Origin of the sequence: Nocardioides rotundus (assembly GCF_019931675.1) — a bacterium.
GTDB lineage: Bacteria > Actinomycetota > Actinomycetes > Propionibacteriales > Nocardioidaceae > Nocardioides > Nocardioides rotundus.
In genome coordinates this window covers 2,991,791-3,010,695 of the sequence record NZ_CP082922.1, presented here as the reverse complement: position 1 = coordinate 3,010,695, position 18,905 = coordinate 2,991,791, and the positions used below count along the sequence as shown (strand labels likewise).

22 protein-coding genes and 1 pseudogene are annotated in these 18,905 nt (G+C 72.5%); 17 read left to right on the top strand and 6 right to left on the bottom strand.

Annotated elements, in window-relative coordinates; translation table 11 throughout:
- Positions 1 to 85 precede the first annotated feature (85 nt).
- From K8W59_RS14830 to K8W59_RS14810, 5 genes and pseudogenes are all read left to right on the top strand, one after another.
- Positions 86 to 622, top strand: coding sequence for a hypothetical protein (locus K8W59_RS14830; protein ID WP_223395168.1), 537 nt, complete (start codon positions 86 to 88; stop codon positions 620 to 622).
- A gap of 46 nt (positions 623 to 668) precedes the next feature.
- The gene (locus K8W59_RS14825) at positions 669 to 1,229 is read left to right on the top strand and encodes a YqgE/AlgH family protein (protein ID WP_223395166.1); all 561 of its coding nucleotides are present in this window, start codon (positions 669 to 671) and stop codon (positions 1,227 to 1,229) included.
- 19 nt (positions 1,230 to 1,248) lie between these two features.
- Entirely contained in the window at positions 1,249 to 1,527 is a 279-nt protein-coding gene (locus K8W59_RS14820) for a DUF3039 domain-containing protein (RefSeq protein ID WP_223395164.1), read from the top strand.
- A pseudogene (locus K8W59_RS14815) lies at positions 1,524 to 3,317 on the top strand (DEAD/DEAH box helicase). Before K8W59_RS14820 ends, K8W59_RS14815 begins: the two are co-directional and overlap by 4 nt.
- Before the next feature lie 379 nt (positions 3,318 to 3,696).
- On the top strand, positions 3,697 to 4,335 hold the full coding sequence (locus tag K8W59_RS14810) for an IclR family transcriptional regulator (protein WP_223395162.1): 639 nt from the start codon (positions 3,697 to 3,699) through the stop codon (positions 4,333 to 4,335).
- Positions 4,336 to 4,340: 5 nt separating this feature from the next.
- Here K8W59_RS14810 and K8W59_RS14805 read toward each other — a convergent pair whose 3' ends face one another.
- Positions 4,341 to 4,805, bottom strand: coding sequence for an Lrp/AsnC family transcriptional regulator (locus tag K8W59_RS14805; protein WP_223395161.1), 465 nt, complete (start codon positions 4,803 to 4,805; stop codon positions 4,341 to 4,343).
- 83 nt (positions 4,806 to 4,888) lie between these two features.
- On the opposite strand from K8W59_RS14805, the gene hppD reads away from it, so the two are divergent.
- The 3 genes from hppD to K8W59_RS14790 all read left to right on the top strand — a co-directional run bounded on the left by hppD (position 4,889) and on the right by K8W59_RS14790 (position 7,860).
- Positions 4,889 to 6,121: a 4-hydroxyphenylpyruvate dioxygenase gene (gene hppD, locus K8W59_RS14800; RefSeq protein WP_223395159.1), complete on the top strand. Its 1,233-nt coding sequence runs from the start codon at positions 4,889 to 4,891 to the stop codon at positions 6,119 to 6,121.
- Between the two features lie 34 nt (positions 6,122 to 6,155).
- Entirely contained in the window at positions 6,156 to 6,941 is a 786-nt protein-coding gene (locus K8W59_RS14795) for an RDD family protein (RefSeq protein WP_223395157.1), read from the top strand.
- Positions 6,942 to 7,092: 151 nt separating this feature from the next.
- Positions 7,093 to 7,860 carry an enoyl-CoA hydratase-related protein gene (locus K8W59_RS14790; RefSeq protein ID WP_223395155.1) on the top strand — a complete coding sequence of 256 codons (768 nt, stop codon included), beginning with the start codon at positions 7,093 to 7,095 and terminating at the stop codon, positions 7,858 to 7,860.
- A 13-nt stretch (positions 7,861 to 7,873) separates the two neighbouring features.
- Here K8W59_RS14790 and K8W59_RS14785 read toward each other — a convergent pair whose 3' ends face one another.
- Both K8W59_RS14785 and K8W59_RS14780 read right to left on the bottom strand, forming a co-directional pair.
- The gene (locus tag K8W59_RS14785; RefSeq protein WP_223395153.1) at positions 7,874 to 8,449 is read right to left on the bottom strand and encodes a nicotinamidase; all 576 of its coding nucleotides are present in this window, start codon (positions 8,447 to 8,449) and stop codon (positions 7,874 to 7,876) included.
- Between the two features lie 22 nt (positions 8,450 to 8,471).
- A complete protein-coding gene (locus K8W59_RS14780; protein WP_263283317.1) occupies positions 8,472 to 9,758 on the bottom strand; it encodes a nicotinate phosphoribosyltransferase in 1,287 nt (428 codons plus the stop codon).
- 40 nt (positions 9,759 to 9,798) lie between these two features.
- On the opposite strand from K8W59_RS14780, the gene clpS reads away from it, so the two are divergent.
- From clpS to K8W59_RS14750, 6 genes are all read left to right on the top strand, one after another.
- On the top strand, positions 9,799 to 10,095 hold the full coding sequence (gene clpS, locus K8W59_RS14775; RefSeq protein ID WP_449866973.1) for an ATP-dependent Clp protease adapter ClpS: 297 nt from the start codon (positions 9,799 to 9,801) through the stop codon (positions 10,093 to 10,095).
- Entirely contained in the window at positions 10,092 to 10,679 is a 588-nt protein-coding gene (locus K8W59_RS14770) for a DUF2017 domain-containing protein (RefSeq protein ID WP_223395151.1), read from the top strand. Before clpS ends, K8W59_RS14770 begins: the two co-directional genes overlap by 4 nt.
- Positions 10,680 to 10,737: 58 nt before the next feature.
- Complete coding sequence (locus K8W59_RS14765) at positions 10,738 to 11,175, top strand: Mov34/MPN/PAD-1 family protein (RefSeq protein ID WP_223395150.1); 438 nt, start codon at positions 10,738 to 10,740, stop codon at positions 11,173 to 11,175.
- Positions 11,176 to 11,184: 9 nt separating this feature from the next.
- Positions 11,185 to 11,457 carry a MoaD/ThiS family protein gene (locus K8W59_RS14760; RefSeq protein WP_223395149.1) on the top strand — a complete coding sequence of 91 codons (273 nt, stop codon included), beginning with the start codon at positions 11,185 to 11,187 and terminating at the stop codon, positions 11,455 to 11,457.
- Positions 11,454 to 12,422 (top strand): PLP-dependent cysteine synthase family protein, encoded by a 969-nt coding sequence (locus tag K8W59_RS14755; protein ID WP_223395143.1) that lies wholly within the window; start codon positions 11,454 to 11,456, stop codon positions 12,420 to 12,422. The genes K8W59_RS14760 and K8W59_RS14755 overlap by 4 nt, the downstream gene beginning before the upstream one ends.
- A 62-nt stretch (positions 12,423 to 12,484) precedes the next feature.
- Entirely contained in the window at positions 12,485 to 13,471 is a 987-nt protein-coding gene (locus K8W59_RS14750; RefSeq protein WP_223395141.1) for a ribose-phosphate diphosphokinase, read from the top strand.
- 7 nt (positions 13,472 to 13,478) lie between these two features.
- Here K8W59_RS14750 and K8W59_RS14745 read toward each other — a convergent pair whose 3' ends face one another.
- Positions 13,479 to 14,519, bottom strand: a complete 1,041-nt coding sequence (locus K8W59_RS14745) for an alkaline phosphatase family protein (RefSeq protein ID WP_223395139.1) — start codon at positions 14,517 to 14,519, stop codon at positions 13,479 to 13,481.
- A gap of 132 nt (positions 14,520 to 14,651) precedes the next feature.
- Here K8W59_RS14745 and murI point away from each other — a divergent pair, with 132 nt between their 5' ends.
- On the top strand, positions 14,652 to 15,488 hold the full coding sequence (gene murI / locus K8W59_RS14740; protein ID WP_223395138.1) for a glutamate racemase: 837 nt from the start codon (positions 14,652 to 14,654) through the stop codon (positions 15,486 to 15,488).
- Positions 15,485 to 16,240 (top strand): MBL fold metallo-hydrolase, encoded by a 756-nt coding sequence (locus K8W59_RS14735; protein ID WP_223395136.1) that lies wholly within the window; start codon positions 15,485 to 15,487, stop codon positions 16,238 to 16,240. The genes murI and K8W59_RS14735 overlap by 4 nt, the downstream gene beginning before the upstream one ends.
- Positions 16,241 to 16,243: 3 nt before the next feature.
- On the opposite strand, the gene K8W59_RS14730 is transcribed toward K8W59_RS14735, so the two are convergent.
- Both K8W59_RS14730 and K8W59_RS14725 read right to left on the bottom strand, forming a co-directional pair.
- A complete protein-coding gene (locus K8W59_RS14730; protein WP_223395134.1) occupies positions 16,244 to 16,903 on the bottom strand; it encodes a response regulator in 660 nt (219 codons plus the stop codon).
- On the bottom strand, positions 16,900 to 17,994 hold the full coding sequence (locus tag K8W59_RS14725; RefSeq protein ID WP_223395132.1) for a sensor histidine kinase: 1,095 nt from the start codon (positions 17,992 to 17,994) through the stop codon (positions 16,900 to 16,902). The genes K8W59_RS14730 and K8W59_RS14725 overlap by 4 nt, the downstream gene beginning before the upstream one ends.
- A gap of 114 nt (positions 17,995 to 18,108) precedes the next feature.
- Here K8W59_RS14725 and rph point away from each other — a divergent pair, with 114 nt between their 5' ends.
- On the top strand, positions 18,109 to 18,870 hold the full coding sequence (gene rph, locus K8W59_RS14720) for a ribonuclease PH (RefSeq protein WP_223395130.1): 762 nt from the start codon (positions 18,109 to 18,111) through the stop codon (positions 18,868 to 18,870).
- Positions 18,871 to 18,905 lie beyond the last annotated feature (35 nt).

Sequence of the window (18,905 nt, the reverse complement as noted above, 5' to 3'; positions counted from 1 at the left end):
GGCCCCGCGACGCTCGCATACTCTCGGTACGTACCGACGGTATGTGACCGCATGGGGCGGTCCACACCACTGAAAGGGGAACACCATGAACTGGGAGTCCCACCACCGGCGCGGCGAGACGCTGCGCCGCGTCGGCACCACCGCCGACGCCCGGCTCGACGGCCTCCTGCCGATGGACGTCGCCGGCGTCGCCGAGAACTTCCACGACGAGCTCGACCTGCTCGCGGCCCTGGTCCTGCGCTGGCACACCCGACTGTCCGGGCGCCTGGACGGGGTGCTGTCCGAGCAGCCGCTGGACCTGGAGACGGCCGTGGCCGCCGCATGGCGGCGTGCCGCGGACGAGATGCCCGGCGTCCGCCTGCTGATCGACCACTACCGCGAGCACCCGGTGGACGAGGCGATGGCCTCGGCCCTGGCCCGCTCCACGGACAAGGAGCGTGCCCTGCTGGCGGTCTCCGCGGGGCTCAGCGGCCCCGGCGACCCGCGGGCCGCGCGGGCCGGGGAGCGACTCGAGGGCCTCGCGCGCGAGGGCTGGCGCCCGTTGCGGGCGGCCCGGCCGGCGCGCGGCGCCCAGGGTGCCGGCTCGCTGGTCTCGCGCCTCAAGGCGGCACTCGTCGCCTGACCTTGGGGTGACCCGGTGGCCGGCGTCGACAGGGCATGATGGCCCCATGAGTGCGACGCCGGCGCCCGGGCTGCTCCTGGTCGCCTCGCCCGAGCTCCTGGACCCCAACTTCTCCGACACCGTCGTCCTGCTCCTCGACGCGGACGCCGACGGCGCCCTCGGCCTGGTGCTCAACCGTCCCTCGCCGGTGGCCGTGGCCGACGTGCTCGAGCCCTGGGGCGAGGTGGTCGGTGAGCCGGAGGTGCTCTTCCGCGGCGGGCCGGTCAGTCCCGACGGCGCGCTCGCGGTCGGCGTGCTCCGCGACAGCGGGGACGTGCCCGTGGGGTTCCGCTCCGTGGCCGGCCGCCTCGGCGTCGTCGACCTGGAGACCCCGGTCGAGCTGGTGAACGGGTCCCTGACCGGGCTGCGGGTCTTCGCGGGCTACGCCGGCTGGTCGGCGGGGCAGCTGGAGGACGAGATCGGCCGGGGCGACTGGTACGTCGTACCGTCGGAGGAGGTCGACGTCGTCCGACCCGACCTCACCGATCTGTGGCGCGACGTGCTGCGCCGGCAGCCGGGTCACCTGGCCTGGCACGCGACCCGCCCGGTGGACCCCGACCTCAACTGAGCCGGGTTAGGCTGGAGGGGTGAGCAACCCCAGCATCGGCTTCTCGCCCGGCAGCGACGTCCTGGAGGACCGTCGTACCGTCCCGACCGAGGATGGCGACCACGAGCGGTTCTCGCACTACGTGCCCAAGGACAAGCTCACCGAGGCGATGGTGATGGGCACGCCCGTCGTCGCCCTGTGCGGCAAGGTCTGGGTGCCGTCGCGCTCGCCGGAGAAGTTCCCGGTCTGCCCGGAGTGCAAGGAGATCTGGGAGACCATGCAGCCCGGCGGCGGAGACGGCGGAGGCAACGACGAGTGACGGGACGGCACCCGGATCCCAGTGCCGTCCCTCTGTCGCCCGCGTGGCCCGAACGGGCCGCCTGGGGCACGGCCGGTTCGCTGCGCGCCTGGCAGGCCGCGGCCATGCAGCGGTACGCCGACGCCGAGCCGCGTGACTTCCTCGCCGTCGCCACGCCCGGGGCCGGCAAGACGACCTTCGCGCTGACCGTCGCCTCCGACCTGCTGGCCCGGCGCAAGGTCGACCGGGTCGTGGTCGTCGCGCCGACCGAGCACCTGAAGGTGCAGTGGGCCGAGGCGGCGGAGAAGGTCGGCATCCCGCTGGACCCGAACTACGCCGCCGGCGCCGGCCGCACCGGCAAGGACTACCTCGGCGTCGCGGTCACCTATGCCGGGGTCGGGGTGAACCCGCTGGCGATGCGGGTCCGGGTGGAGCGGTTCAAGACGCTGGTCATCCTCGACGAGATCCACCACGCCGGGGACTCGATGTCGTGGGGCGAGGGCGTGCGCGAGGCCTTCGAGCCCGCGACCCGGCGGCTCGCCCTGACCGGCACGCCCTTCCGCTCCGACGTCAACCCGATCCCGTTCGTCGACTACGCGCCCGGCGCGGACGGCGTCCCCCGCTCGGTGGCGGACTACACCTACGGCTACGCCCACGCGCTCGCCGACCACGTCGTGCGCCCGGTGCTGTTCATGGCCTACTCCGGGACGATGGAGTGGCGGACCCGGGCCGGCGACGAGATCGCCGCCCGGCTGGGCGAGCCGATGACCAAGGACCAGACGGCGCAGGCGTTGCGGACCGCGCTCGACCCCAAGGGCGCCTGGATCCCCGCCGTGCTCGAGGCGGCCGACCGCCGGCTCTCGGAGGTGCGCCGCCACGTCCCCGACGCGGGCGGGCTGGTGATCGCCACCGACCAGGAGTCCGCGCGGGCCTACGCCGCCGTGCTGCGGAAGATCTCCGGCGAGGCGCCCACCGTGGTGCTCTCCGACGAGAAGGGCGCCTCGAGGAAGATCGCCGGCTTCAACGACTCCGACAAGCGCTGGATGGTCGCGGTCCGGATGGTCTCCGAGGGGGTCGACGTACCCCGCCTCGCCGTCGGCGTCTATGCCACCACGACCTCCACACCGCTGTTCTTCGCCCAGGCCGTCGGACGCTTCGTCCGCTCCCGCTCCCGGGGGGAGACCGCCTCGGTCTTCCTGCCCTCGGTGCCCTCGCTGCTGGGCTTCGCCTCGGAGATGGAGGTCGAGCGCGACCACGTCCTCGGGCGGACCGTGACCAACGAGGACGACGTCTTCGCCGCCGAGCAGGAGCTGATCGCGCGCGCCAACGCCACCGAGGCCGCCTCGGCCGAGGAGGACGGGCTGCTCTGGGAGGCGCTCGGCTCCAACGCGACCTTCGACCGGGTGCTCTACGACGGCGGTGAGTTCGGCCACTCCGGCGAGGTGCACGTCGGGTCGGAGGAGGAGATGGACTTCCTCGGGATCCCCGGCCTGCTCGACGCCGACCAGGTCCGCGAGCTGCTCCACCAGCGGCAGAGCGACCGGGCCAAGGCGCAGCAGTAGGCGCGTACGGCGGCCCCCGCGCCCGACACGGTGGAGGAGGTCACCACCCACGAGCAGCTCGCGGTCCTGCGCCGCGAGCTCAACGGGCTGGTCGGCGCCTGGCACCACCGCAGCGGCCAGCCGCACGGGGTCATCCACTCCGCGCTGCGCAAGCAGTGCGGCGGCCCCGCCGCCGCCGTCGCCTCCGCGGTGCAGCTGCGCGCCCGGATCGACGCGATCCGGGACTGGGCGGTCAAGCGCTCCTCCTGAGCTCCTTCGCCGGTCGAGCCCCCTCTCGGTGGTCGAGCTTGTCGAGACCACCCGGCCCCTTCGGTGGTCGAGCTTGTCGAGCCCTCCGCGTGGAGAACCCCCGGTCGTGTGCAGAAATGCACGCGTCCGGCGGGCGGCGGGGTGCATTGCCCCCGGTTGTGGTCGATTCTTCACGTCGGGGCTCGACCGGCGATGGTCTCGACAGGCTCGACCAGCGGTGCCAGGGCTCGACCGGCGATGCCAGGGCTCGACCAGCGGTGCCAGGGCTCGACCGGCGATGCCAGGGCTCGACCAGCGGTGCCAGGGCTCGACCAGCGACATCCCGGGGCGCGCGGCGCACAGCATCGCGCTGTGACGCCGGTCTCCCTAGACTCCGTCCATGCCCAGCGAGACCTCCCAGACCCTCGACCGGGGGCTTCAGGTGCTCGGCGTCCTCGCGTCGACCCCCGGAGGTCTCACCGTCACCGAGCTCGCGCACCGCCTGGGCGTGAACCGCACGGTCGTCTACCGGCTGGTGACCACGCTCGAGGGTCATGCCCTGGTACGTCGGGACAGCAAGGCCCGCTTGCACATCGGACTGGGCGTGCTCCAGCTCGCCTCGGGTGTCCAGCCGGTGCTCCGCGACCAGGCCCTCCCGGTGCTGCGCCGGCTGGCCGAGGACACCGGGTGCACCGCTCACCTGACCGTCGCCGACGGGGAGGAGGCGCTCGCCCTCGCAGTGGTGGAGCCGTCCTGGACCGACTTCCACGTCGCCTACCGGGTGGGCGCCCGACACCCGCTCCAGCAGGGCGCCGCGGGCAAGGCGATCCTGCTCGGGCGCCGGCGTGAGCGGGTGCCGTTCGCGCTCACCTCCGGCGAGCTGCAGTCCGGTGCCCGTGGGCTGGCGGCGCCGGTGCTCGGCGTCGACGGCCTCGAGGCCTCAGTGGGCATCGTGACGATCGGTGGCTCGATCGACGAGAGCGTCCTGGGGCCTCAGGTGGTCTCCGCCGCGGGCGCGATCGCGGCGCGCCTGGCCTGACCGCCCTACCCCGTGACGGCGGCGCGGGCGAGCGGCAGCACCCGGTGCCCGATCTGCGTGGCCAGGGCGATCACGGTGGTGGACCGGTCGATCCCCGCATGATCCAGCACCCGGTCGATCACCCGCTGCAGGTCGGCGTTGGACCGCGCGACCACCCGCGCCCACATGTCCCCGTCGCCGGTGATCGTGTAGGCCTCCAGCACCTCGGGGATCCGGGCCAGGTGTCCGGCCACCGCCTCGTGCCCGACCCCCTGGCGGATCGCCAGGGTGAGGAACGCGGTCACGGGGTAGCCGATCGCCTCGGGGGAGAGGACCGGACCCCACCCGGTGATGACGCCGGAGGCGGCCAGCTTGTCCAGCCGCGCCTGCACCGTCCCGCGGGCGACGCCGAGCCGGCGGGACGCCTCCAGGACGCCGATCCGCGGCTCGGCGGTGAACAGGTCGAGCAGTCTGCCGTCCAGGCCGTCCACGGGTCCTCCCAGTGCTAGACAGATTGACCAGCGTTTCGTCGTACTGTTGCACACTCTGCCCGCATCCGGGCAGGCTGGGGAGCATGACGACCGAGATCGCCTCCACCGGTGGAGCCCTGACGACCGACGAGATGAAGGCCGACCTGAGCCTGGAGCAGCTGCACCAGCTCGTGGGCCTGGTCGAGTACGACGCGGAGAACGACCCCTTCCCGGTCACCGGCTGGGACGCGATCGTCTTCTGCGTCGGCAACGCCACCCAGGCCGCGCACTACTACGCCAGCGCGTGGGGGATGGAGCTGATCGCCTACGCCGGCCCCGAGACCGGGCAGCGCGACCACAAGTCCTTCGTGTTGAAGTCCGGCTCGATCAAGTTCGTCCTCAACGGCGCGGTCTCCCCGGACAGCCCGCTGGTCGAGCACCACCGCAAGCACGGGGACGGCGTCACCGACATCGCCCTGGAGGTCCCCGACGTCGACCAGTGCATCGCCCAGGCGGTCAAGGCGGGCGCCACAGTCGTCCGGCAGCCGGAGAACGTCTCCGACGAGCACGGCACGGTCCGGATCGCGGCGATCGCGACGTACGGCGAGACCGTGCACACCCTGGTCCAGCGCACCGTCGACGGACAGACCTACGCCGGGCCCTACCTGCCGGGGTACGTCGCCGCCGCGCCGCGCTGGAGCAAGCGCGACGGCGAGCCGAAGCGCCTCTTCCAGGCGCTTGACCACATCGTCGGCAACGTCGAGCTCGGCCGGATGGACGAGTGGGTCGGGTTCTACAACCGCGTCATGGGCTTCGTGAACATGGCCGAGTTCATCGGCGACGACATCGCCACCGACTACTCCGCGCTGATGTCCAAGGTGGTCGCCAACGGCAACCACCGGGTGAAGTTCCCGCTCAACGAGCCGGCCGTGGCGAAGAAGAAGTCCCAGATCGACGAGTACCTGGAGTTCTACCGCGGCCCGGGCGCCCAGCATCTCGCGCTGGCCACCGGCGACATCCTCGCCACCGTGGACGCGCTGCGCGCCAACGGCGTGGAGTTCCTCGACACGCCGGACTCCTACTACTCCGACCCCGAGCTGCGGGCGCGGATCGGCGAGGTCCGGGTGCCGATCGAGGAGCTGCAGAAGCGCGGCATCCTGGTGGACCGCGACGAGGACGGCTACCTCCTGCAGATCTTCACCAAGCCGCTGGGCGACCGGCCGACGGTGTTCTTCGAGCTGATCGAGCGGCACGGCTCGCTCGGCTTCGGCAAGGGCAACTTCAAGGCGCTCTTCGAGGCGATCGAGCGGGAGCAGGACAAGCGCGGCAACCTGTGAGCCGAGCGGCGGGGCGCCCCCTAGGCTGGGGCCCATGAGCGTTCCTGCCGGCTGGTACCCCGACCCCGACCCGACCGCAGCCCCGGGCTCGTCCCGCTACTGGGACGGCTCCGCCTGGACCCAGCAGGTCCGCGGCGAGGCCCCCGCCCCGGCTGGCTACGGCCAGGGTGGGGATCAGCAGAACCCGTACGCGCCCGCGCCGTACGACCCCTACGGCCAGAACCCCTACGGCCAGAGCCCCTATCCCCAGGGCGAGTACGGCGGCCGCGCGACCACCACCCCGGACGGCCAGCCGCTGGCCGGCTACGGCCGCCGGGCCGGCGCCTACCTGATCGACATCGTGCTCCTGGGCGTGATCACGGCGCTGGTGGCCTGGCCCTGGTGGAGCCAGATGATCGACATCTGGACGCAGATGTTCGACGACGCCTTCGCGGCGGCCGAGGCGGGCCGGCCGGCACCGTCCTCGACGCAGTACGTCGACCAGATGGCCGGACCGCTGACGGCGGTCCTGCTGATCAGCCTCGGCCTGAGCCTGCTCTACTACTGCGGCTTCTGGAAGTGGCGCGGCGCCACCCCCGGCAAGCTGATGCTGGGCCTGCGGATCCGCCGGTGGGACGACCCCGGGTCGCTGGGTTGGGGCGCGGTGCTGCTGCGCTTCCTGGGCCTCAACCTCGGGAGCCTGCTCAACCTGATCCCGCTCCTCGGATCGCTGCTCGCCGTGATCTGGACCCCGCTGGACCTGCTCTGGCCGCTGTGGGACAAGCGCCGGCAGGCCCTGCACGACAAGTTCGCCGGCACGGTCGTGGTCCGCGAGCGCTGACCACCCGCGGGGGCCGGATGCCGGGTGGACCTCGGGCGTCCCCGGGGCCCTTGCGCGGCAGATACCTCGACCGTGTGGGTTCTGAGTCAACTGATGGCTCCGAAGCCACACGGTCCGGCGTACGCGACCGACCGGCGGCTACGGTGCGGCCATGGCGGACCTGGAGATCACCACGACCGGCGGCGTGCTGCGCCTGACCATGAACCGGCCCGAGCAGCGCAACGCGCTGACAGGGGAGATGGCCGCGGGGATCGCCCACGAGCTGGAGCAGGCGGCGACCGACGAGGCCGTCCGGGTCGTGCTGATCACCGGCGCGGGCGGCGGCTTCAGCTCCGGCGCCGATGTGGCCGGGCTGCTGGGGGACGCGGACTTCGAGGACGTGATGGCCAGGGCCGCACGGATGATCCGCGCGGTCGTGGCGCTGGACCGGCCGGTCGTCGCCTCGGTGCCCGGCCCCGCTGCCGGGGTCGCCGCCGGGCTGGCGCTCGTCTGCGATCTCGTGGTGGCCGCGGAGTCCGCGTCGTTCCTGTTGCCGTTCACCCGGATCGGCCTGATGCCCGACGGCGGCACCACCGCCAGCGCGGCCGCCGCGGTCGGCCGGGCGCGGGCGATGCGGATGGGCCTGCTGGGCGAGCCACTGTCGGGGCGGGAGGCCTTCGACGCCGGGCTGGTCAGCCACCTCGCGTCCGACGAGGAGCTGGACGCGGTGACCGCGGAGGTCGTGGGCCGGCTGGCCGCCGGACCGCCGCTGGCGCTCGCCGCGACCAAGCGAGCGGTGAACGCCGCGACCCTGCCGCATCTGGAGGACGCCCTGGAGCGGGAGACGCGCGGGCAGGTGCTGCTCTCGCGCACCGAGGACCTCGGCGAGGGGATCGCCGCGTTCCTGGAGAAGCGGGCACCGCGGTTCACCGGGCACTGAGCCCGGGCCCGGGTCAGGCGATCCGCACCCCGGCCTCGCGCATCTCCGCCAGCGCGCGCTCGGTGGTCTCCGGGGCCACCCCGGCGACCTCGCCCGAGCGCAGTACGGTCGAGAAGCCCTCGCGTACGGCGTCCAGCGCGGTCGCCCGCACGCAGTGGTCGGTGGCGATCCCGCACACCTCGACCTCGTCCACGCCGCGCTCGCGCAGCCACGCGGCCAGCGTGGTTCCGTCGGGGCTGCGGCCCTCGAAGCCGGAGTAGGCCGCGACGTGCTCGCCCTTGCGGAAGACCTCCTCCAGCGGCGCGGGATCGAGGTTCGGGTGGAACTCCTCCCCGGAGGTCCCGACCTCGCAGTGCACCGGCCAGGAGTCGACGAAGTCGGGCTCGGCCGACCAGTGGTCGCCGGGGTCGACGTGGTGGTCCTTGGTGGCCACGACGTGGTCCCACTCCCGCTCGCCGTCGGGTGCCGACGCCCACCGGGCGAGCAGCGCGGAGACGTCCGCGGCCACCTGGGCGCCCCCGCTGACGGCCAGGGAGCCGCCCTCGCAGAAGTCGTTCTGGACGTCGACGACGATCAGCGCGCGAGCCATGCTCCGAGCCTAGCCCGGCGGGTCAGCCGTCCAGGTGCACCGTGGGGATGACGGCCTCGCCCCGGGACATCTGCTGGGCGGCGCGCGGCAGCTCGGCCCGGGCGGCGTGGTGCCGCGCGCGGGCGGCGTCCAGCGGCTCGCGCCCGACGACCTCGCCCTCGGTCACCAGGTCGACGACCAGGGACCGGTCGTCGCCGTCGTCGACGGGCGGCTCGCCGATGCCGACCACCTCGGCCTCGGCCACCCCGCGGGCGTTGCGCCGCCGGAGGGCGAACTTGCGCCCGCCGATGGAGATCTTGTCCTTGCTGCGCTTGGCCACGCTGACCAGCTCGCCGTCCTCGCCCTCCCGCGCGACCAGCTTGTAGACGAAGCCGCAGGTCGGGTGGCCGGACCCGGTGACCAGCTGGGTGCCGACGCCGTACCCGTCCACGGGCGCGGCCCGCAGGGAGGCGATGGCGAACTCGTCGAGGTCGCTGGTCACCACGATCCGGGTCTCGGTGGCGCCCAGGTCGTCCAGCTGCCGGCGGACCTCGTGGGCCAGCACCCCGAGGTCGCCGGAGTCGATCCGCACCGCACCGAGCCCGGGGCCGGCGATCTCCACGCCGAGCCGCACCGCCTCGGCGATGTCGTAGGTGTCGGCCAGCAGCGTGGTGCCCTCGCCCAGCGAGCTCACCTGGGCCCGGAAGGCGTCCTCCTCGCTGTCGTGCAGCAGGGTGAAGGAGTGCGCGGAGGTCCCGGCGGTGGGGACGCCGTACCGCTGCCGGGCCGCCAGGTTGGAGGTGGTGTCGAACCCGGCGATGTAGGCCGCCCGCGCGCAGGCGACGGCCGCCTCCTCGTGGGTACGGCGCGACCCCATCTCGATGCACGGTCGCCCGGCCGCGGCCATGGTCATCCGCGAGGCGGCCGAGGCGATCGCCGAGTCGTGGTTGTAGATCGAGAGCAGCACCGTCTCCAGCAGCACCGCCTCGGCGAAGGTGCCCTCGACGGTGAGCAGCGGGGAGTAGGGGAACCACATCTCGCCCTCGGCGTAGCCGCGGATGTCGCCGGTGAAGCGGTAGTCGGCCAGCCAGGCCAGCGTCTCCTCGTCGACCACCCTGCCCTCGTCCAGGACGCCGAGCGCCTCGTCGTCGAAGCGGAAGTCCTCGATGGCGTCCAGGGCGCGTCCCACGCCGGCCACGACGCCGTACCTCCGCCCCTCGGGCAGCCGACGGGGGAACAGCTCGAAGACCGAGCGGCGGTGAGCGGTGCCCGCCCCGAGGGCCGCCTGCAGCATGGTGAGCTCGTAGTGGTCGGTGAGCAGCGAGGTCACGGTCACGTGCTCACACTAGGACGTGTGCCACCATGTCCCGGTGTCCACCGCCAGCCCCGTCGAGGTCGACCCGGACCAGGCCGTCGACGAGACCCCACAGCTGGCCAAGCCGTGGGTGACGATCGTGTGGAACGACCCGGTCAACCTGATGTCCTACGTCACCTTCGTCTTCCAGCAGTACTTCGGCTACGACAAGGCCAAGGCCGAGAAGCTGATGATGGAGGTGCACCGCGACGGCCGCTCCGTGGTCTCCACCGGCACCCGGGAGGAGATGGAGCGCGACGTGCAGGCGATGCACGAGTACGGCCTGTGGGCGACGATGGAGAGGTCCTCGTGAACGGCTTCACCCGGCACCGGCGCAGCGGTGCGGTGATCGCCGCCTTCACCGGCTTCGAGGCCGACCTGCTGCGCAACCTGGCCTCCCAGCTCGTGGAGCTGCTGCGCAACGAGCACGCCGCCCCGGTCGACGCCGACCCGCTGGAGGCGATGCTGGACTTCTCCGGGCCGACCAGCGCGCCCGACGACCCGGTGCTGGCGCGGCTGTTCCCGTCGGCCTACACCGAGGACGAGGAGGCCGCCGCGGAGTTCCGCCGCTTCACCGAGGGCGGGCTGCGCGACGGCAAGGCGCGCGCGGCCATCTCCATCATCGACACCCTCGAGGAGGCCGGCCTCCCGGCCGAGCTGACCGAGGACGGCCTGATGATCGACGTCGAGCTCGACGAGGGGACCGCCCAGGCGTGGCTGCGCTCCTTCACCGACATCCGGCTGGCCCTCGCGACCCGGCTCGGCGTCGAGGAGGACGACGAGGCCTTCTGGGCGAGCCTCCCCGACGACGACCCGCGCACCCAGGCCCACGACATCTACGAGTGGGTGGGCTACCTCCAGGAGACGCTGGTCCTCGCGCTCAGCGACGCTCGCTGAGCATCGCGGGACCGCCCGCGGGTCGAGACGCCGGTCGGCGGTTGCCTACCCTGGAACGGTGCTGACCATCGACCGCGCCACCCGCGACGCCATCGTCGCCCACGCCAAGCGGGACCACCCCGACGAGGCGTGCGGCATCGTGGCCGGCCCGGAGGGCTCGGACCGGCCGACGCGGCTGGTGGAGATGGTCAACGCGGCCGGCAGCCCGACGTTCTACGAGTTCGACTCCACCGAGCTGCTGGCGCTCTACAAGGAGATGTGGGCGAACGACGAGGAGCCGGTCGTGGTCTACCACTCGCACACCGCGACCGAGGCCTTCCCGAGCCGCACCGACATCGGCCTGGCCAGCGAGCCGGGCGCCCACTACGTGCTCGTCAGCACTGCCGAGCACGGGAATAACGAGGGCCCCGTGGAGTTTCGGTCCTATCGAATCGTCGACGGCGAGGTGACCGAGGAAGAGGTCGCCGTCGTGGACACCCTGCCCCCCAAGGAGTGACATTCCCCCATGGCCATCGAGGTCCGCATCCCGACCATCCTTCGCACCTACACCGACGGCGAGAAGGCGGTCAACGCGTCCGGCGAGACCCTCTCCGGGCTGATCGACGACCTGGAGAGCAACCATCCCGGCATCAAGGACCGGCTGATCGACGGCGCCGAGCTGCGGCGCTTCGTCAACGTCTACGTCAACGACGAGGACGTGCGCTTCATGGGCGGCCTCGAGGCATCCCTCAGCGACGGCGACCAGGTCGTCGTACTCCCCGCCGTGGCAGGCGGATGACCCGCTACGACAGCCTGCTCGACTCGGTCGGGCACACCCCGCTGGTCGGCCTGCCGCGGCTGTCGGCGGCGGTGGGCGCCGACCCCGAGCACCCGGTCCGGCTGTGGGCCAAGCTGGAGGACCGCAACCCCACCGGGTCGATCAAGGACCGGCCCGCGCTGCGGATGATCGAGCAGGCCGAGGCGGAGGGCCGGATCAGCCCCGGCTGCACGCTGCTCGAGCCCACCTCCGGCAACACCGGCATCTCCCTGGCGATGGCGGCCAAGCTCAAGGGCTACCGCCTGGTCTGCGTGATGCCGGAGAACACCTCGGAGGAGCGCCGCCAGCTGCTGCGGATGTGGGGCGCGGAGATCGTCTCCAGCCCGGCCGCCGGCGGCTCCAACGAGGCGGTCCGGGTGGCCAAGCTGCTCGCCGAGGAGCACCCGGACTGGGTGATGATGTACCAGTACGGCAACAGCGCCAACGCGCTCTCCCACGAGGAGGGGACCGGCCCCGAGCTGCTCGCCGACCTCCCCGAGATCACCCACTTCGTCGCCGGGCTCGGCACCACCGGCACCCTGATGGGCGTCTCCCGGTTCTTCCGCGCCCACAAGCCGGACGTGCGGATCGTCGCCGCCGAGCCGAGGTACGGAGAGCTGGTCTACGGGCTGCGCAACCTCGACGAGGGGTTCGTGCCCGAGCTCTACGACGCCGACCTGATCGACAGCCGCTTCTCCGTCGGCCCGCGCGACGCCGTACGCCGGGTGCGCGAGCTGCAGGAGCTCGAGGGCATCTTCGCGGGCGTCTCCACCGGCGCGATCCTGCACGCGGCGCTGGCCCAGGCGACCAAGGCGGTCAAGGCGGGGGAGCCCGCCGAGATCGCCTTCGTGGTCGCCGACGGCGGGTGGAAGTACCTGTCCACCGGGGCCTACGAGGGCACGGTCGACGAGGCGGAGGACCGCCTGGAGGGACAGCTCTGGGCGTGACCGGGTTCCTCGACTAGCCTGCCCCTCAGGCCGACCGTCGCAGACCCCCCGGGAGAGCCCCCGTGCGCCAGGACACCAACGACATCGTCGTCTTCAGCGGGACCGCCCACCGGCCGCTCGCCCAGGCGATCTGCGAGGAGCTGGGAGTCGAGCTCGCGCCGGTCGAGATGACCCGGTTCAGCAACGACTGTCTCCAGGTGCAACTGCAGGCCAACTGCCGGCAGCGCGACGTCTACATCGTGCAGCCGCTCGTGCCGCCCACCCAGGAGGCGCTGATGGAGCTCCTCCTCATGGTGGACGCCGCCCGCGGCGCGAGCGCGGCGCAGATCACCGCGGTGATCCCGCACTACGCCTACGCCCGGTCGGACAAGAAGGACGCCTCCCGGATCTCCATCGGGGGCCGCCTGGTCGCCGACATGCTGGTCACCGCCGGGGTCGACCGGGTGCTCACCATGACCCTCCACGCGCCTCAGGTGCACGGCTTCTTCTCGGTTCCGGTGGATCACCTGACCGCCCTCGGGGTGCTGGCCGACCACTTCCTCGGCGAGGACCTCACCGACTGCGTCGTCGTCTCGCCCGACCTGGGCAACGCCAAGACCGCCACCCAGTTCTCCCGCCTGCTCGGGCTGCCGGTCGCGGCCGGGAGCAAGCGGCGGCTCGCCGACGACCGGGTGGTCATCGATTCGATCGTCGGCGACGTCGAGGGCAAGCGGGCGATCGTGCTGGACGACGAGATCGCGACCGGGGGCTCGATCGTGGAGCTGATGGACCGGCTGGAGGAGCAGGGCTGCCGCAGCGCCGCCGTCGCCTGCACCCACGGCCTCTTCGTGGGCAAGGCGGTGGAGCGGCTGCGCGACCATCCGATGATCACCGAGGTGGTCACCACCGACACCGTGCCGGCACCCGAGGGCTGGCCGGAGCTGCGGGTGCGCAGCGTCGCGGGACTGTTCGCCGAGGCGGTGGCCCGGGTGCACGCCGGCGAGTCCGTGAGCAGCCTCTTCGACGGCGTCGACCCGGCGCTCGGGCCGCCCCAGAGCAAGCTCTTCTGAAGCCGGCTCAGCGCACCTCGAGGTTCTGGCGCCTGTCCAGCTCGCTGCCCTTGACCGCGTCGATCCCGAGCAGGTCCAGCGCGAGGTCGGCGACCATCCCGTTGCGCACCGGCTGTCGCGGCGCGGAGTACGTCGGCCGGCCGGTGCCGGGGTTGGCGAAGTCCGGGTTCAGCCGGTAGAGGTCCGCGCCGCGGGCGGCGCCAGCGCCCCACACCAGGAACGGCACCCGGTAGTTGTCCAGCTTGGTCGGGTCGGAGTGCCCCTCCCCGCGGCCGCCGTGATCGGCGGTGAGGACGATGGTGGTGTTCGCCCTCAGGCGGGACCGGCGGTCCAGCGCGGCCAGCAGTCGCCCGACCTGCGCGTCCGCCGCCTGCACGGCCCGGAGGTAGGCCCGGGACATGAAGCCGTCGGCGTGGCCGGCCACGTCCGGGGCGGAGAGGTGGATGAAGGTGAAGGGGCGGCGCTGCCGGGCGATGTCCCGGATCGCCAGGGTCATCAGCTCGCGGTTGTCGGTCCGGCGGGTGAAGCGGTCGACCCCGCGGTCCCAGGACCGGTCGAAGATGCGGAACTTCTCCTTGGAGGTGAAGACCGCTGCTGACCGGCCGTTGTTGTTGAGGACCGAGAACACCGAGCCGACCGGGCCGCCCGCGGCCTCCTGCACGGTGGCGGGATCCTGCCGCTCGTCGTTCCAGTCCACGCCGTGGCCGCCCTCGGCGGCCTCGATCCGGCGGCTGGTCACCATGCCGGTGTGGTTGGGCAGGGTGACCGTCATCTCCCGCTCGGTGCGGGCGTTGAGAGTGCCGGCGCCGTTCCTGCGGAGGCGGGTGAGGGCCGGCGTGCGCTCGGGACTGATCGCCGACGGGTTGAGCCCGTCGATGGAGATCGCCACGACATGCTGAGTCACCGCCGGGTCGGGGCCGGGAGCGGCCGAGGCGGGGGAGGGGGCCGGGCCGGTGGTCACGGCCGCCGCACTGCCCACGGCGAGGGCGGCCACGCCGACCAGGACACGGCGGAGGAGGGACGGACGGAGCGAGGGAGCAACAGTCACCCCTACATCGTAAGTCTTCCATTCGCTACTTTGGTAGGGTCACCCGGCACGGTCCTGCGGTGACCACCGTCTCGCGTGACGTGCCTCGCGGAAGCGCGATACCGGGCGCCGGGTTCCGTAGGCTTGCGCTTCATGCCTGCCCCTGCGTCCACGACAGCCCCCTCCGTGGATGTCGACGCGCCCATCGGCATCTTCGACTCCGGCTTCGGGGGCCTCACGGTGGCCCGTTCGGTGATCGACCAGCTGCCCCACGAGTCGGTCGTCTATCTCGGTGACACCGCGCGGCAGCCGTACGGGCCCAAGCCGATCGCGGAGGTGCGCGAATACGCCCTGGAGTGCCTGGACCGGCTGATGGACCAGGGCGTGAAGGCGCTGGTGATCGCCTGCAACTCCGCCTCGGCCGCGAGCCTGCGCGACGCCCGGGAGCGCTATCCGATCCCCGTGGTCGAGGTGATCTACCCGGCGACCCGGCGGGCGGTCGCGGCCAGCCGGACCGGCCGGATCGGGGTGATCGGCACCCGGGCCACGATCGACTCGATGGCCTACGTCGACGCCTTCGCCGCCGCACCGCACGTCGAGCTGAGTGCCCGCGCCTGCCCCCGGTTCGTCGACTTCGTCGAGCAGGGGGTGACCGCCGGCGACGAGCTGGTCGAGGTGGCGCACGAGTACCTGGATCCGCTGATCTCCGCGGGCGTGGACACCCTGGTCCTGGGCTGCACCCACTACCCGCTGCTGACCGGGGTGGTGTCGTGGGTGATGGGCGACCAGGTCACGCTCGTCTCCAGCGCCGAGGAGAGCGCGAAGGACCTCTACCGCACGCTGGCCGAGCGTGGGCTGATGCGGCCCGAGGGGGAGCCGACGTACGACTTCTGGACCACCGGGTCCCCCGAGGAGTTCGCCTCCATCGGGCGTCGCTTCCTGGGGCCGGAGCTGCTCGCGGCCAGCCAGTACGTCGGGGGTGCGCTGTGAGACTGACCGTCATCGGCTGCTCAGGCTCCTACCCCGGCCCGGAGTCCGCTGCCAGCTGCTACCTGGTGGAGGCCGAGCACCAGGGCCGGACCTGGCGGATCCTGCTCGACCTGGGCAACGGGGCGCTCGGCACCCTGCAGCGCTATGCCGATCCACTGGCCATCGACGCGGTGCTCCTCAGCCACCTGCACGCCGACCACTGCCTGGATCTCTGCGGCTACCACGTGCTGCGGCGCTACCACCCCGACGGGCCGCAGCCCCGGATCCCGGTGTGGGGTCCCGCGGGGACGGGGGAGCGGATGGCCCGGGCCTACGACCTCCCGCCCGAGCCGGGGATGACCGAGGAGTTCGACTTCCGCGAGCTGGGCGAGCCGATCCGCCTCGGGCCGTTCGAGATCACCGCCGTCCAGGTCGAGCACCCGGTGACGGCGTACGCGCTGCGGGTCGCCGCCGCCGGCCGCACGCTGGTCTACAGCGGCGACACCGCCGTGTGCGAGCCCTTGGTGGAGATCGCCCGCGATGCCGACCTGTTCCTGGCCGAGGCGTCCTTCCGCGACGCCGACGACAACCCGCCCGACATCCACCTCACCGGCGGCGAGGCGGGGCGAACGGCCGCCGAGGCGGGCGCGCGCCGCCTGCTGCTGACCCACGTGCCGCCCTGGCACGACCCCGAGGTCGCTCTGGCCGAGGCCGGCAAGACGTACGACGGCCCGGTGGCGCTGGCCAGCACGGGCCTGGTCGTCGAGGTGTGAGGGTCAGACCAGGCCGGCGTCGTGCACGCAGATCGCGATCTGCACCCGGTTGGTCGTGCCCAGCTTGTCGAAGATCCGCGACACGTGCGCCTTGACCGTCGGGATCGACAGGTAGAGCTCCTTGGCGATGTCGGCGTTGGAGAGACCCTTGCCGATGCACAGCGCGACCTCGTGCTCGCGCTCGGTGAGCGTGGAGAGGCGCTCGAGCGCGTCGGTGGAGCGGTCCACCGCAGCCTCGGCCCGCACGCGCTGGATCAGCGAGCGGGTCGCCGAGGGGGAGAGCATGGCCTCGCCGGAGGCGACCTTCTGGATCGCGTCGAGGATCTCCGCCGGCGGGGTGTCCTTGAGCAGGAACCCCTCGGCCCCGGCCGCGACCGCGCGCACGACGTGCTCGTCGGCGTCGAAGGTGGTCAGGATGATCACCCGGGGCGGCTCGGGGTCCGAGTGCAGCTCAGCGGTGGCCTGCAGACCGTTCATCACCGGCATCCGGATGTCCATCAAGATCACGTCGGGCTTGAGCTCGTGCGCCATGTCGATGGCCTCGCGCCCGTCGGACGCCTCGCCGACGACATCGACCCCCTCCTGGCCGCCGAGCATCAGGCTCAGGGCGCCGCGAACGAGGGCGTCGTCATCGACGAGGAGCACCCGCACCTGGTCAGTCATGCGGTCCACGGTAACCAACCCTTCAGCCGGAAGAAGCCGTCTCGAGCCTGATGGAACAGCGTGCCCCCACGAAGCTCGGCCCGCTCGGTCAGCCCGACCAGGCCCAGGCCGGGCCCCGCCGGGTGCTGTTGGCGGAACCCTAGAGGATTGGTGAGCGCGAGGTGAACGCCTTCCCGGGGTTCCCCGGAGACGCGGATCGTGAGCAGCGTCCCCGGCGCGTGCTGAGCGGCGTTGCGCATGCCCTCCTGGCAGATCCGGTAGACGGTGCGGCCCACCTGCGGCGGCATCGTCTCCGGGCTGGTGACGGCGTCGATGAAGTCGACCCGGGCGCCCTCCGCGCGGGCCTGGTCCACGAGCCGGGGCACGTCGGCGTAGGTCGGCTGCGGGTCGTCGGGGTCCGCCTCCGGGGAGGGGTCGTTGCCCAGCGCGCCGAGGACCGCGCGCAGGTCGATCAGCGCCTCGTTCGCGGCTCGCTGGATCTGCTCCGCGCTGGTGCGCATCTGGGCGGGGTCGAGGTCCTCGCGGAAGGCCATCGCCCCCGCATGCATGGAGACCTGGGTGATCCGGTGCGCCACCGCGTCGTGCGCCTCCCGGGCCACCCGGTTGCGCTCGTCGGCGCGAGCGCGAGCCAGCCGCTCGTCGCGCTCGGCCTCGGCGCGCTCCGCACGCACCGTCAGCATCCAGATCAGCTCGCGCCGCGACCCGATGAACAGCCCCCAGCCCAGCTCGATGACCACCGCCGCGGCGGTCATCAGCACGATCACCCACCACGGGCTGTCGTAGCTCGATGGCTGCAGGACGTAGTAGGTGCCCACGCAGCCGGCCACCACGAACCCGATGGTCACCACCTGCCAGGTCACCCGTCGCGCGGCCAGCGAGACCGTCGCCAGCACCGAGGGCCCGGTCGAGGTGGCCGAGACGCTGTTGAGCAGGTTGGTCAGGACCGCGATCGTCATCGGCCACCGTCGCCGGTACCGGACCAGGGTGAAGGCGACCGCGCCGATCACCGGGTCGAACAGGACCAGCCAGCGCAGCTCGGCCCACTGGGACGGCAGCCACAGCAGCCAGATGAACAGGGAGATGAGCAGCATCGCGACCAGCCGGTACCGATGGCCTCTGGGCGTGATCGCAGGCGTGTAGGTCGTGGGAGGGGGGCGATCCACCCGCCGCAGTCTGGCACAGCGTGGCGTGGATAGGCTCGCTCCATGTCCAACAGTGGCCAGACCCCGACCGCTCCGGCGGCCCCGTCCCCGCGGGCCGACGGCCGAGCCGACGACGACCTGCGGCCGGTGAGGATCACCCGGGGCTGGCTGGACCACGCGGCGGGCTCGGTGCTCGTCGAGTTCGGTGGCACCCGGGTGCTGTGCGCCGCGTCCGCCTCGGAGGGGGTCCCGCGGTGGCGCAAGGGCTCGGGGCTGGGCTGGGTCACCGCGGAGTACGCCATGCTCCCCGCCGCGACCAACACCCGCTCGGACCGGGAGTCGGTCAAGGGCCGCATCGGCGGGCGCACCCACGAGATCTCGCGGCTGATCGGCCGCTCGCTGCGCGCCGTCATCGACTACCGCGCCCTGGGGGAGAACACCATCGTCTTGGACTGCGACGTGCTGCAGGCCGACGGGGGCACCCGTACCGCCGCGATCACCGGGGCCTACGTGGCCCTCGCGGACGCGGTGGCGCACCTGCGCTCGACCGGCGCGCTGGCCGGCGAGCCGCTCACCGGCTCGGTGGCCGCGGTCTCGGTCGGGATCATCGACGGCGTGCCGCGCCTGGACCTCCCCTACGAGGAGGACGTGCGTGCTGAGACCGATATGAACGTGGTGATGACCGGCGAGGGGAAGTACGTCGAGGTGCAGGGCACCGCCGAGGGTGCTGCCTTCGACCGCTCCGAGCTGGACGCTCTGCTGGCGCTGGCCGAGAAGGGCTGCGCCGACCTCACCCGTCTGCAGCAGGAGGCCCTCTCCTCGTGACGGTGCGCGTCTTCCTCGCCTCCCGCAACGCCAAG